General features: G+C 64.4%; 11 protein-coding genes. 1 reads left to right on the top strand and 10 read right to left on the bottom strand.

Features of this window, described 5'->3' with window-relative positions:
* Positions 1 to 195 precede the first annotated feature (195 nt).
* The 10 genes from RFA01S_RS07425 to RFA01S_RS07380 all read right to left on the bottom strand — a co-directional run bounded on the left by RFA01S_RS07425 (position 196) and on the right by RFA01S_RS07380 (position 11827).
* Positions 196 to 1515, bottom strand: coding sequence for a UDP-glucose dehydrogenase family protein (locus RFA01S_RS07425; protein ID WP_032406134.1), 1320 nt, complete (start codon positions 1513 to 1515; stop codon positions 196 to 198).
* A gap of 200 nt (positions 1516 to 1715) precedes the next feature.
* A complete protein-coding gene (locus RFA01S_RS07420) occupies positions 1716 to 2015 on the bottom strand; it encodes a hypothetical protein (protein WP_032406133.1) in 300 nt (99 codons plus the stop codon).
* Between the two features lie 55 nt (positions 2016 to 2070).
* Positions 2071 to 3561: a sugar transferase gene (locus tag RFA01S_RS07415; protein ID WP_139278413.1), complete on the bottom strand. Its 1491-nt coding sequence runs from the start codon at positions 3559 to 3561 to the stop codon at positions 2071 to 2073.
* Between the two features lie 281 nt (positions 3562 to 3842).
* Complete coding sequence (locus RFA01S_RS07410) at positions 3843 to 4694, bottom strand: sialate O-acetylesterase (protein WP_052060410.1); 852 nt, start codon at positions 4692 to 4694, stop codon at positions 3843 to 3845.
* Positions 4695 to 4703: 9 nt separating this feature from the next.
* Entirely contained in the window at positions 4704 to 5921 is a 1218-nt protein-coding gene (locus RFA01S_RS07405; protein ID WP_032406132.1) for a lipase family protein, read from the bottom strand.
* A 4-nt stretch (positions 5922 to 5925) separates the two neighbouring features.
* Positions 5926 to 7212, bottom strand: coding sequence for an acyltransferase family protein (locus tag RFA01S_RS07400; RefSeq protein ID WP_032406131.1), 1287 nt, complete (start codon positions 7210 to 7212; stop codon positions 5926 to 5928).
* 17 nt (positions 7213 to 7229) lie between these two features.
* Positions 7230 to 8468 (bottom strand): lipase family protein, encoded by a 1239-nt coding sequence (locus RFA01S_RS07395; RefSeq protein WP_238325031.1) that lies wholly within the window; start codon positions 8466 to 8468, stop codon positions 7230 to 7232.
* Positions 8465 to 9142: a YveK family protein gene (locus RFA01S_RS07390; RefSeq protein ID WP_032406245.1), complete on the bottom strand. Its 678-nt coding sequence runs from the start codon at positions 9140 to 9142 to the stop codon at positions 8465 to 8467. The genes RFA01S_RS07395 and RFA01S_RS07390 overlap by 4 nt, the downstream gene beginning before the upstream one ends.
* A complete protein-coding gene (locus tag RFA01S_RS07385; RefSeq protein WP_032406130.1) occupies positions 9139 to 10383 on the bottom strand; it encodes a lipase family protein in 1245 nt (414 codons plus the stop codon). The genes RFA01S_RS07390 and RFA01S_RS07385 overlap by 4 nt, the downstream gene beginning before the upstream one ends.
* Before the next feature lie 4 nt (positions 10384 to 10387).
* On the bottom strand, positions 10388 to 11827 hold the full coding sequence (locus tag RFA01S_RS07380) for a tyrosine-protein kinase domain-containing protein (protein WP_032406129.1): 1440 nt from the start codon (positions 11825 to 11827) through the stop codon (positions 10388 to 10390).
* A 109-nt stretch (positions 11828 to 11936) separates the two neighbouring features.
* Between RFA01S_RS07380 and RFA01S_RS07375 the strand changes: the two genes are divergently transcribed.
* The gene (locus RFA01S_RS07375) at positions 11937 to 13358 is read left to right on the top strand and encodes an O-antigen ligase family protein (RefSeq protein WP_238325030.1); all 1422 of its coding nucleotides are present in this window, start codon (positions 11937 to 11939) and stop codon (positions 13356 to 13358) included.
* The last annotated feature ends 43 nt before the right edge of the window (positions 13359 to 13401 follow it).

Genomic DNA, 13401 nt, shown 5'->3' with positions numbered 1-13401 from the left:
TTTATCGGGTGATTTACCCGTCAATCGCGGCGTCGACCGCTTTTAACGAACATCAGCACTTGTCGACGAGTGCAAAGCAAGACGTTTGCCTTTTAAGGCAGTGTGCGTTAACGCGGATTACAGATATCAGCAAGCACAACAGGCCGACAATCCATTCCATCGAATGAATTGCGCGATCGATGTGCCTGCTCGCACTCAGGGCCGACCCAAGCCGCGGTAGTTCCAACCCGCCGCCCGCCACTGCTCCGGGTCCAAGCAGTTGCGGCCATCGATCAGCTTCTTGCTGCGCACCACGCCGTCCAGGTCGCCGGGAACCAGGGCCTTGAACTCTTTCCACTCCGTCAGAACCAACACCACATCGGCACCCTCGCAGGCCTCGAGAGCGGTGTTGTTGTAGGCCAGCGTGGGGAACAGCGCCCTGGAGTTCTCCATCGCCTTCGGGTCGTACACGTTGACCGTTGCACCCTGGAGCTGGATCTGACCGGCCACGTTGAGGGCCGGTGAATCACGAACGTCGTCGGAGTCGGGCTTGAAGGCCGCGCCCAGCACAGCCACCCGCGCACCGAGTAGCGAGCCGCACGCCTCACGTGCCAACTCGACCATGCGGGTGCGTCGTCGCATGTTGATGTTGTCGACCTCGCGGAGGAACGTCAGCGCCTGATCGGCACCGAGCTCCCCGGCACGGGCCATGAACGCCCGGATGTCCTTGGGTAGGCAGCCGCCGCCGAAACCGATGCCGGCGTTCAGGAACTTTCGACCGATGCGCTCGTCGTGGCCGATGGCGTCGGCGAGGACGGTGACGTCTGCTCCGGCCGCCTCGCACACCTCTGCGATGGCGTTGATGAACGAAATCTTGGTGGCCAGGAACGCATTGGCCGAGGCTTTGACCAGCTCGGCCGTGGCCAGATCGGTCACCAGGAACGGTATCTGCTCCTCGAGCAGCTGCGCGTAGACCTCGCGGGCCAGCTCCTCTGCCCTGCCCGGCCGCTCACGATCGACACCCAGCACCAGGCGGTCAGGGCGGAGCGTGTCTTTGACGGCATAGCCTTCGCGAAGGAACTCGGGGTTCCAGGCAACCTCGACGCTGTCGCCTGCCGGCGCTAGTTCGCGGGCCATGCTGCCGAGCCGCTGGGCGGTGCCGACGGGAACGGTGGACTTGCCGAAGATCACGGCGGGCTTGGTGAGCAACGGTGCGAGCGTCTCGATAACTGAGTCGACGTACTTCATGTCGGCGGCGTACTCGCCCCTTCGCTGAGGAGTTCCCACACCCAGGAAGTGCACCTCGGCGAACTCGGCAGCTTCCGCGTACGACGCGGTGAAGCGAAGACGGCCCGCCGCGATGTTGCGCTGCAGAACCTCTGTCAACCCGGGCTCCCAGAATGGCACCTCACCGGATTCCAGCTTGCGGAGTTTGGACTCGTCGACGTCGACTCCGAGTACGTCGTGTCCCAGCTCTGCCATACACGCCGCGTGGGTAGCGCCCAGGTACCCGGTTCCGAACACTGTGATGCGCATACGTCGGCAATCTCCTCGGTCTCGAACGCAACCCTGACGGTTCCGCAGTATCGGGTCGACATTGTGAGCGCCCAAAGACAACTTCCGGACAATTCCGGCTGAATGACAAATGAGCGTTGAGGAGGTACCCGGGAGTCGGGGAGCCAAACTGAGTGACTCGCCAGGCCCGGCCAGACTACGTCAGCAGCGGAGGGAAGGCACTATCGTCGGACAGGGAACTGCGGGTTCTCCGGCTCCTCGACGGCCTCGGCGCAGCGGTGGATGAAATCGCTGAGCTCGGCGCGGACCTCCGGGTCGAGTAGATCCAACGGAGAATCGGTGCCGTGATATTCGGCGAACGCCGCGGTGTAGGCATCGACGCTGTCCGAGATCACTGCGTGCAACGACGTCGACCTGTTCAGATGAACCCGCGCTATTCGGTCGATGCGATCGGCCAGAAAATCGTGAAATGAATTCTGCGCCATGGCTGCATCACGTCCGTTCTCCGAAACAGTGGTCATTGCCGAATGATACGAATAGAACCGACCCACTGCAGGGTGAATACTGCCGGAGCGGTCAGTACGCCCCTTCGCTGCCCAGCACCGCCACCGCCGTCTTTGCGATGATGAGCAAATCGCCTGTCATGGACCAATTCTCGACGTACGAGAGGTCCAGACGCACGCTCTCTTCCCACGAGAGATCCGATCGGCCGCTCACCTGCCACAGTCCGGTGATGCCCGGCTTGACCAGCAACCGTCGCCGTACTTCGCCGTCGTACGTTTCGACCTCGCTGCGCAACGGCGGCCGCGGACCCACCACACTCATCTCGCGTCTGAGAACGTTGACGAACTGCGGGAGCTCGTCGAGGCTGAACTTGCGCATCACCTTGCCCACGCGAGTGACGCGGGGGTCGTCGCGCATCTTGAACAGCACCCCGCCCGCACCCTCGTTGAGGGCAGCGAGTTCCTGCACCCTTTGGTCTGCGTCCTGGACCATGCTGCGGAACTTGATCATCTGGAAGGGCCTGCCGTCCATGCCCATTCGCTCGGACTTGTAGAAGATCGAGCCCTTGCTGGTGAACTTGATGATCACGGCGAGCGTGATCAGGATCGGCGAGATGAGCAGCAGGACCGACGTGGCGAACAGGAAGTCGAACGCCGTCTTGCTGAACCGCTTGGCCCCGTTGTACTGCGGCTTCTCGACGTGGATCAGCGGGAAATTCGCCACCGGACGCATCACCAGACGGGGGCCGGCCACATCGACCACACCGGGCGAGACGACGAGGTCCACCTTCTTCTTCTCGAGGTCCCACACCATCTTTCGCAGCCCGTGATGGCCGATGTGCTCGGTGGCCGTCACCGCCACGGTGTCTGCTCCGGAAACCTCGATGGCCTCGACCACGCTGTGCTCGTCGCCCAGTACCGGGATCTCGACGCCGTCGATGGTGAACGAGGTGTCGTTGCCGGGTTCGAAGTTGGGTAAGCAGATGCCCACCACGCTGTAGCCGGACTCGGGTGAACGCTCGAACGACTGCGCCATGGACAGCGCAGAACTGCGACTACCCACGATGAGCACCGACGTCTGATAGCCACCACGAGAACGCCTACGCGACACTACTTTCCGCCACGCCCACCGGCTCAGCAGCAGTCCGATCAAGCCGACGGGGAACGCGATGGCGAGATAGAGACGTGCGATATCGAAGCGGAACAGCAAGGACAGGATCGCGACTGTGCCGAACAGTCGGAACGCGGCCGAGACGATACGACGGTATTCCTCGGAACCGTTGCCGATCACTCGCGGCGAGCGAGTACGGAAGATGGCGAGAAACGCCAGCCACAGAATTGCCAGCACACCCGAGACACCGATGTAGCCGGCGATCGACCACGGGCTACGGAAGTCGATCTCACCGAACCGAATGATCTGCGCGACAGTCACCGCGCCGAGCACAACCAAAGTGTCGGTAACCCGAAGGCCTTCGGTGTACTGCGTTTCCCACTCGCGACGCGACGTCACCTTGCTCAGCCGTCTGGCATCACGGCGCGACACGACGGAACTCTGCATTCCCATTTCGCTGATCGACACGTTTCTTCCCCTTGGTACTTCTGCGTTGCCGAACCCCTGCGTGATCGACACTGCACCGTGCCACCCCGTCGTGAAGCCTATCGTTGGATACTTGCTGTGTCACTTGGTAACAGCCTTGAGATCCTGTGTGTTGATCGAACAGAATCCCCAGGTCGTTACATTTTTCTCTCGTATTAACTACACGCGTCCACGGCATTGCGCACGCCGCCCGATGTGGTGTGAGAGCCCTCCCCTCGGCTCATTAAGACTGGCATTCGTTGCCGATGTCAAGCCGTGTCGGTCGAACGTCGGACATTCGATTGCATGCCCACAAAGGCGTCCCACATCCGCCGGCCCAACTCCCGCTGACCGGCCGCGTTGTAGTGAATCTTTTCGGTCTCGCTGTTGTAGAGATCCCTCGGCCCGGGGACGTATGCCACCGATGCCCGACGCCGCGGGGTATCAGCATGCACCGCGTCGATCACGGAATAGTTCGCGTGCCCTCCCTCGATCTCCTCGGGCACCATCTGACCCAGTACGAACGGCACCTCCCCGAAATACGCCCGTACCGTGTCGATCAGCAAATCGAGCTTCTCCGCATACGCCGGCCCCGTCAGCAGCGGCACGTCGCTCTCACCCTGATGCCACAGCACCGCGGCCAGCTCGTTGCCGGGCGCGATATTCAGACCCGAGCGAATGCGCGTCATCGCATTGTGGAACAGATTGATCCGGGCTCCGGTGTCCGAGGGATCCCACGAGATACCGTGAATGCGAGCGAACCCGGAATCACCACGCGCGTACGGCACCAACAACACCGGCCCGCCGGTTGCATCGGCGAGATGTCCTGCGAAGGTTGGCCCGAATCCGACTGCTTTGGAGGGCACTTCGTGGAACAGCGGGTTACTTCCCGCGACGACGGTGTTCTTCGACCTACCCGAGGCCGCCCACTGATGCACCCGCGGATGCAGGGCGTCGAGCCCGTCGCGATCCAGCCCCACCCCAGCCCCGTGGGCATTGGACTGCCCCAGTACCGCGACCACCAGATACGGCTCGTCGAACACCTCCACCGGGATGCCACGACCGAGACGTCTTTTGACGACATCCTTCGCGCGAACCACCAGGTCCTGTCGTAACCCCATGAGTCCCCCTCACCCGCAATCGTTGTGTGCCGACGTTCCGGCGAATCGATCGGCGAGCCACTGAGTGACGGCGTCGCCGTTCACATCTCCATGTCCCCGCCCCGCCTGCCGGTCGATGGTGATCACGTCTCCCAACGCACAGGCGCGCGCCAGTGCGTCGTCCGTCCACGCCGCGTCGATGTAGGTGTCGGAATCGCCATAGGCCACCAACATCGGTGCCGACGCCGGTCCCTGGGGCACAGCCATCGACGCCAGCTCGTCCCGCAGCGTGGCGGCGGCCGCCGGAGACGTCGGCGCAAAGTCGTTGTTGCCCAGTTGTTTCACTGCATCGTCTCGGGCACCGGCCCGGTCCGGCGTGCATCCCGAGAGCGCGGTCCAGTCCTGAGCCGCAGTGCCGCTGCGATAGTCGTCGAGATTCACGCGCGGGTCACGTCGAGCCCACGATTCGAGTACCCACTGCAGCAACGGCCCCTGGTCCGTCGTCAACGTACCCGCGGCGGCCTTGTCCACCAGACCCACCATGTTCGCTGCCGGGGCCAGAGCCGCAGCCCCCACCAGGTCCAGTTCGGGCGCATACGTCGCGGCGAGTTCGTTCGCCGCCCATGCTGCGCCGCCGCCCTGCGATCCACCGAATGCGGCCCATCGCGTTCCGACGCTCGGGAACACAGTGCGCAGGGCACGCACCGCGTCGATGACGTCGTATCCGGCGGTGATGTTGTCCAGGTACGCATGATGTCCGGCGTGGCCCAGTCCCTCGTAGTCGGTGATAGCCACTGCGAATCCTGCTGCGGTGAAACCCTGTACGAGGGCCGAGGCACCGAGCAGAGAGCCCGACCTCGACGGAGCGCACTCCTGCTCGATGCCCGTCGTGCCGTGGGCGTAGGAGATGATCGGCCACCCGCCGTCGGGGGCATCGCCGTCGGGGGTGAAGACCGTGCCCGATACTTCCCGCTCCCCTGCATCGGTCTGCGACGACCGGTACACCACGCGTGCTGCGTGTACACCCGAAAGGCGCACCTGCACCGGCAGATTGGGCATGGTCTCGGCACTGACGACGGAGCCGCTACCCGTACCGGGATCGGCGATCACCAGCGGTTCCGGGTCCGATCCCCGTACTGCAGCGGCCACTGCTCCCTGGACCTGAGCGCCGATCGGCACCGCGGCGGCGCATCCGCCGAGCAGCGGCAGCACCAGCAGCGCTGCTACCGCGCGACGTGGGATGCGCATGGATCTACTTGCTGGCCTTGAATCTACGTGCATACGACAACGCCGGCTTCTCGATGAACCGGTACGTCAACGAACCGAACGCGATGCTCACTACGGCTATGACGAGGAAGTTCCAGGCCATGCCCGGCACGCTGTCGCCGGCCAACCACCCGAAGCGCCCGATCATGATCAGCACCGGGAAGTGCCACAGGTACACGCTCAGCGAGATCATGCCGACATAGCTCAGCGGTGCCCAGTCCGCCCGCTCGGCCAGTGCGGACTTCTCCCCACGCGCGAGCGGCACGATGATGAACAGGATGAGCAGCGCGGAACCGAAGGCGACAGTGGAGCTCTGCCAGCGCGAGTTGTCGTCGATCAGCTTCAACGAGATCACCGCCGTCGGGATCATCGCGATACCGGTCCACCACCGCATTCTGGTGGCGAGCGCGCCCCTCAGCATGCCGGTGTCGATCGCTACGAAGACGACGGCCGCGAGCATTCCGTACGTGAAGTTGTCTGCCAGAGACCAGAAGCTCCGACTCAGTACCGCAATCTCGTTGGGACCCCAGTCGAGCAGCTTCGGATCGGTGATGCCCGACGGCCCGACGCGTGAGGCGGTGTAGAGCTTGCCGGTGACGCCGACGACGAACATCACCACCACCGGAATCATCGCGAGTACCGGTGCCGGTATCGAGGTGCGCTTGCGGAGGAAGAATGCGATACCGGTCAGCAGCGGCAGTGCAATGTAGAACGCGAACTCGAGCGACAGCGACCACGACGGGTTGATGCCGGTCTGCAGCATGCTCGGAATGTAGGAGTGCACCAACGTCAGGTTGGCCAGCAGCGTCAACGGATCGGTGAGCACACCCAGGCCGTTGTCGGTGAAGTGACGCTCGGCCACGGCCGCGTTCTCCACGAACACCGCCCGCATCACGAAGTTCGCGAACAGGAAGATGAACAGATACGCCGGAAACACGCGAAGCAGGCGATGCAGCGCGTAACTGACGTTGTTCGGCATCGGCTTGTTGTCGAACAACTTTCGCACCATCGGCAGGAAGATCAGGAATCCCGACAGGGCGAAGAAGAAGATGAGCCCCTGCCCCAACAGCCCAAGCTTGTACGTCGCCACGGTCTGTGGTGAGTAATGGCCGCCGACGTGCACGGCGAGCACGCACAGGCACGCGAAACCGCGAGGTCCGTCGAGACCGAGAATGCGTGCCGGACGCTTCGGCGCATCGACCTGTGGGGTGGCCGGCGTTGTCGCTACTGGATCGACGGCTGCGGCTGCGGTGCTGTCTGGCGTGGCGGTCATGGGTACCTACTTCGAGGTCACGGTGCCGGCGGTGAAGCCGGGCAGAAGTTGACGGCCGGAGTACCGGCGAACCGGTCGTTCAGCCATCCGAACGCAGCAGCACCGTCGATGTCTGCGTGACCGGAATTGGGTTGTAGTACAGATTGAATGGTGTCGCCGCTGCCACACCCGGCCGCGATTGCGGCATCGGTCCACGGCTGCGAGATCAACGTGTCCTGACCACCGTAGATCACCAGCATCGGTGCCGCAGCAGGAGACTTCGGCAGGCTCATCTCGCGGAGGTAGCCCTGGAGCACCGCGGTGGCTTCCGGCGTTGCCGGGCGCAGATCGTCGTCGTCGATCTGCGCGGCGAGCGAGGTCCGATCTGCAGCGAGCGCTCCGCCGCACGCGGAGAACTCTTCCCACTTCTCGGCGACGATGCCCCTGCGGTAGTCGTCCAGATCGAGCTCCGGATAGGACTTCGACAGGCCCACCAACACCCACTGCAGCAGCGGCTTCTGGTCTGCAGTGAGTGTGCCGTTCGCTGCGGCCGCCGCCAGCCCGGTGATGTCTGCTGCGGGTACCAGGCTGACCGACCCGACCATGTCCAGGCCGGCTCCGTAGGTGGACGCGAGTTCGTTTGCTGCCCAGGCTGCTTGGCCACCCTGCGAGCCGCCGAACGACGCCCACCGCGTCGAGGTGTTCGGTACCAGCTTGCGCGCGGCACGTACCGAATCGATCAGGTTGTTTCCAACGGTCCGTGCGTCCAAGTAAGGATGGTACGAGCCGTCGAGCCCGAGACCCTGATAGTCCGATACCGCCACCACGTGACCGGAACGCACCAGCGCGGCGACGATCTGCGAACTCCCGAGCAGTTCCGGATCCGTCGACGGGCCGCAATCGGGCAACACGCCCGTGGTGCCGTGACCGTAGGCGATGATCGGCCAACCACCCTCGGGTGCAGTGCCTTCCGGGGCGAAGATGGTGCCCGATACCCGCTGCGTCGAACCGTCGACGCCCGAGGTGGACTCGTAGACCACCCGCGCCGCGACGGAGGAGATACCGCTCAACCGTCGGTCGATGGTGAGCAGCTCCTCCGCGCTGTCGAGAGATCCTGGGCCGTCCTCGCTGAAATCGGCCGTCAGCGACGCACCGAATGCCGCCGATTCCGGGTCCACCGCGGGTGCGTCCGACGAGCAGCCCGACGCCGCCAGCATCAGTGCCAGCGCACCCGCCCCGGTGGCTCTGCGCAACAGCGGTATTCGATCCTTCGTCACAGTCTCTCCCCCATGCTCTGCTTCACGATGTCCTCCACCTGATCGCGGTGGACAATCGAATCCCCCGAGATGCCCCGCGCCAGCACGAGCACGCCGGACACCATGATCCCCGCGACGGCCCCCAGCATCACGTTGTTGCCCACGATCGGCGACGACGCCGAGCTCGGTGTGGTGGCCGCGTCGACCAAAGTCACCGCCGATACCGGCCCGTTGTTCCCCAGATCGATCTCCTCCACGAGCTTGATGAGCTGTACTGCAACCGAATTGGCGATGTCGCGCGCACGCTCCGCATCGGCGTTCACCACCGAGATGTCGATGAGCGCCGAACCGGGGCTCGGCACCACGGTGATGTCGTTCTTCAGGTCCGCCGGTTCCACCGGTAAGCCCTGCGAGGCAATGACCCGTCGCAACACCTGCTCACCGGTGGCCAGCTGCACATACGATTCCACCCGAACCAACGAGCTTCGGTTGCCGTCGAGCGAGTTCTTCGGTGACACCGGGCCCGGCGCAGTGACGAACACTCGCGAGGTGGCGGTGTACGACGGCTCCACCAGATACGTCGCCAGCCACGCGGCACCGGCCGACAACACGGCGGCCGCGAGGATCAGTGCCCAGCCGGACAACAGCATTCGGCCGTAGTCCTTGAGTCTCGGCACGCCGGCAGGAGCGATCATCGATTCAACTCGCACGTATCGACGGGGCGCTGTCCAGCGAACATGCTCTTGACCCACGGCAGCGACCTACTGCTGTCCAGATCACCGTGGCCCTCTCCCTGATGCAGCTCGTATTCGACGACGTCGCCCGACGCGCACGCTCGCTGCAGCGCCTTCTCCGTCCACGGCTGAAGAATCAGATCGTCCTCGCTGCCGTACATCACCAGCAGCGGTGTGCTCGAACCCTGCTGCGGCAGTGCCATATCCGAGAGGTATCCGCGTAGACGATCGGTCGCCTCGACGCTCACCGGCTTCAGATCCGCAGCCTGCACCCGCGTCTGCAGGTCCGGAACGTCCAACGACCCGGGCGGGACGCACTCCATCAGGTCGTCCCATCGCTCCCGGGCGAAGCCGGATCGATAGTCGTCCAGGTTCATCTCGGGATGCGAGATCGCCAACGAATGCAGGGCGTACATCAGCAGTGGGTACTGAGCCCGGGTGAGAGTCTCGTTGGCGGCGGCGTCGGCCAGGCCCGTCATGTCCGAGACCGGCACCATGGCCGCGGTGCCGACCAGCTCGAGCCCACCGCCGTACTCGGCATTGCGATCACTCGCCGCCCATGCGGCCATCCCGCCGAGCGAGACGCCGTACGCCGACCACCGTGAACTCAGAGTGGGCAGGAAGTTCCTGGCGGCCCGTACCGCGTCGATCATGTTGTAGCCGAACGTCTTCGCATCGAGGTAGGGATGGTACGAGCCCTCGAGCCCGAGACCCTGATAGTCGCTCATCGTGACGGCGAAGCCGTTGAGGACGAGCGCGGCCACGATGGGTGCGTTGCCGAGCAGGTTCGCATACAGGGAAGGGCCGCACGCGCTGAGAACTCCCGTGGTGCCGTGCCCGAACGACACCACCGGCCACCCGCCCTCGGGAGCAGTGCCGGCCGGAACGACGACGGTTCCCGAGACCTCCGTCGGCTGGCCGGTGACGCCCGACGTCGACCGATAGACCACCCGGGTTGCCGTCGCACCCAGTTCGCTGATGTCGACGGCGATGTCTCGAATCGGCTCGGCCGAGATCAACGACCCTGGCTCCGTACCACCGAAGTTCGACGGTGGCGGTGGTTCCGACGCGCGCGCCTGCGCGGTGACGGGAGCCGTGGGGGCATCGGGAGGGAGCACCACCGACGGCTGCTGAGAGCAGGAGATCGATACTGCCGCGGCGGTCAGGACGACACCGATCCGCACCGCGAACCTCGGTGACATCGAGTTAGCCTCTGCTCGCCGACGGGCTCGCAGAATCGCTCGTTGCCGCGGCATGCCGACGTGCGGTGGAGTAGGGCTTCGCGGATGACGTTGCAGTCGAGGTACTTTCGTCGGTGGCCGCGGGGGGTGCGGTCTTCGACGACCGTCGCGTCGAGGGCTCGAACGTGGTCACCACACCCAGCACGGTGCCGCCGACGCCGTCGAGCACCTTGATTGCACGTCGGAGCTTGTCTCGGGTGGTGCGGCCCGTCCGCGCCAGAACCAGTGCGCCGTCGGCCAATGCGGTGAGAATCGCGCCGTCGGTGGCGTCGAGCAGGGGTGGGGTGTCGACGATGACGTAGCGGTAGTCGCCGCGCAGCGACTCCAGCAGCAGCTGCGCTCGATCCGATCCGAGGAGTTCGCTGGGGTTCGGCGGTACCGGGCCCGACGGCAACACCGACACGCCACCGAACGCGCCGGGAACGATGGCGTCCTCGACGTGGTGTTCACCGGAGAGCACCGTCGACAGGCCCCTGTCCTGGTTCAGACCCAACCGGGAGCCCAGGGCAGCGTCGCGCAGATCGCCGCCGACGAGCAACACGGTGTGTCCCGCCTCGGCGAGGATCGCCGAGAGATCGATGGCCGTACTGGTGCGGCCCTCCCCGGAGGAGGCACTGGTGACGGCGATGACCCGGGGCGGGGACCCACCGCCCAGGAATCGAATGTTGGTGCGCAGAGCGCGAAGCGGCTCCCCCAGCTCGGTCATCGAGGCCACTGCAGAACCGGGTCGCGTCGTGTCGACCGGAAGTCCGCCCAGCACGGCCTTGCCCGAGATCTCCTCTGCCCGAGTCCGATCGCGAATCGAGCGATCGAGCAGCCCGCGCAGCAGCGCGAGCGCCACCCCGAGGACGAACCCGATGGCACCGCCGAGTCCGAGTGCGGTGGGTAGCCCCATGCCGATGGGCGTGGACGGCACGTCGCCCTGGTCGACGATGGTCGCGCCGGCCGCGGCGCTGCCCCCTCGTTGCGAGGTTTCGAGTTCTTGAATCACCTGGGTGAGCTGCCCGGCGACTGCGTTGGTCAACACCTGGGCGACCGCGGGGTCGGGGTCGGTGGCGCACAGATCGAGCAGCACGGTCTTCTCGATGGGTGTTGCGGTGACGCGCGAGCGGAGGTCGTCGGCGGACATCTGCAACTGCAATTGATCCACCGCTCGCTGGGCAACCTGTGCGCTGGTGGCCAATCCGGCGTAGGACGTCACCCGTTCCTGCGAGAACAGGTTGTTCTGGTAGGCCTCACCGACCGAGCTGCCGCCTTCGGTGGTGACGAACAATCGGGCGCAAGCTTGATACTGCGGCGTCGTGAAGAGTGTGTAGGCCCATCCCGCGGCGATGCCGAGGACCGTCGCCAGTGCCACGATCCACCAACCCGCGCGAAGAATGCGGCCGTATTCTCGAATCTCCACGCGATCTCCCATCGAAAACCTTCGGTAGTGGCAAAGAATAAAGCGCAGCGAAGGATTCGGCACGGCGTACGTGTTGCGAGCGAATGAAACCGTGACAACATCAGAGCCCATGAGCATCACGCCACGACTTCACGCGGCAGCCATCGTGGCCGTTCCAGTGGTCGTCACTGCCGCCATGATCGTGGGCGGAACCGCGGCCACCGTGGGTGTGTTCGCCCTCGTCGTACTGGCCGTCGGCGTGTACATAGGCCTACGTCATCCGCTGTATTTGTCTCGTGCGCTTGCCTTCTCGCTCGGGGCCCTGCCGTTCGGCTACGTGCCCGGCGTTCACGTACCGTTGGTGTTCGCGTTGGGTATCGCCGTCGTTCTCGCGACAGTGATTCACCGCACAGTGGTGAGCCGCATCACATGGCCCGAAATACCGATGATCGCGCTGATAATTCTTTCGGCCTTGTCGTTGTTCGCGACGAGTGGTGCGCTGGTCGATTACGTCGAATTCGGCCAATGGCTCGTCTCGACCCTCGTCGTGATCTGCCTCTTGCGCTTGCCGCGTGAGGAATTGGCGCTGTTCGGCAGAATTTACGTCTACGCGGCCTCGGCCGCTGCCGCATTCGCTCTGATCGTCTTCGTCGCCGATCCCGCCGGAAAACTCATTCGCTATCTGTCGATATTCGGCTACGGAGTCGAGGAGGAAAGCACTCGGTTCGTCTACAGCAGCTCGGGTGCCACCACCGTTCGCCTGGCCGGGACGTACATCGACCCCAACGCAGCCGGCATCGGTTTCGTGCTCGCGTTGATGCTGTGCATCCTGCTCCTGCGGGGACAGCTGCGGACTGTGCTTGCGGCACTGCTGTTTCTGTCGATCGTGCTGACGCTCTCGAGGGCCGCACTGTTCTCGGTGGTGTTCGGGGTGGTGCTGATGCTGCTGTTCCAGCAGCTGCGCACCCGTGAGCGGCTGGCCATCGTCGGAGCCTTCGCCGCGGCCTTCGTCGGGGCTCTCGCGGTTCCCAGTGTGCGGAGCCGCGTCTTCTCCTCGTTCGGCAACGAAGACGCCGGATCGAGCGCACGCGGTGACGCGTTGGTCGAGTTCCCCGGGCACATGCAGGGTCACTGGATGTTCGGACTCGGCTGGGGCCGTGCAGAATTCAAAGACCCCACGGTCGCTTTCGAGGTGAACTACGTCGCCAACACCCCGCTGCTGACCATCTACCGCGGCGGCCTCGTAGCCGGAATTGCCTTCGTCGCCATCCTCGTCGTCATCGCGATCGTGGGCTACCGGCTACTGCGGTCACGACGCTGGGAAGACGGGTTCTACGGCGGCGGAATGATCGGATTCGCGGTCGTCGCGTTGCAGCTCGACTTCCCCGTGGTCACCATCCCGGCCACCACAATGGCGTTTTCGGTGATGTACGCATTCCTCGTCCACGCATGGGAAAAGTCGTCGGAAACCGAGATCGATGCCGCGGCCGGTACGCGTATCGGTTCGAAAGGCTTGTTTTCGGCACACGACACTCGACCAGCGGTTTCATAAGAATTCACCGTCACGTTTCGATTTGCACGAAAGCGTGTTCGTA

Source organism: Rhodococcoides fascians NBRC 12155 = LMG 3623 (assembly GCF_001894785.1).
Taxonomy (GTDB): domain Bacteria; phylum Actinomycetota; class Actinomycetes; order Mycobacteriales; family Mycobacteriaceae; genus Rhodococcoides; species Rhodococcoides fascians.
This window is presented reverse-complemented; position numbering and strand designations above follow the sequence as displayed.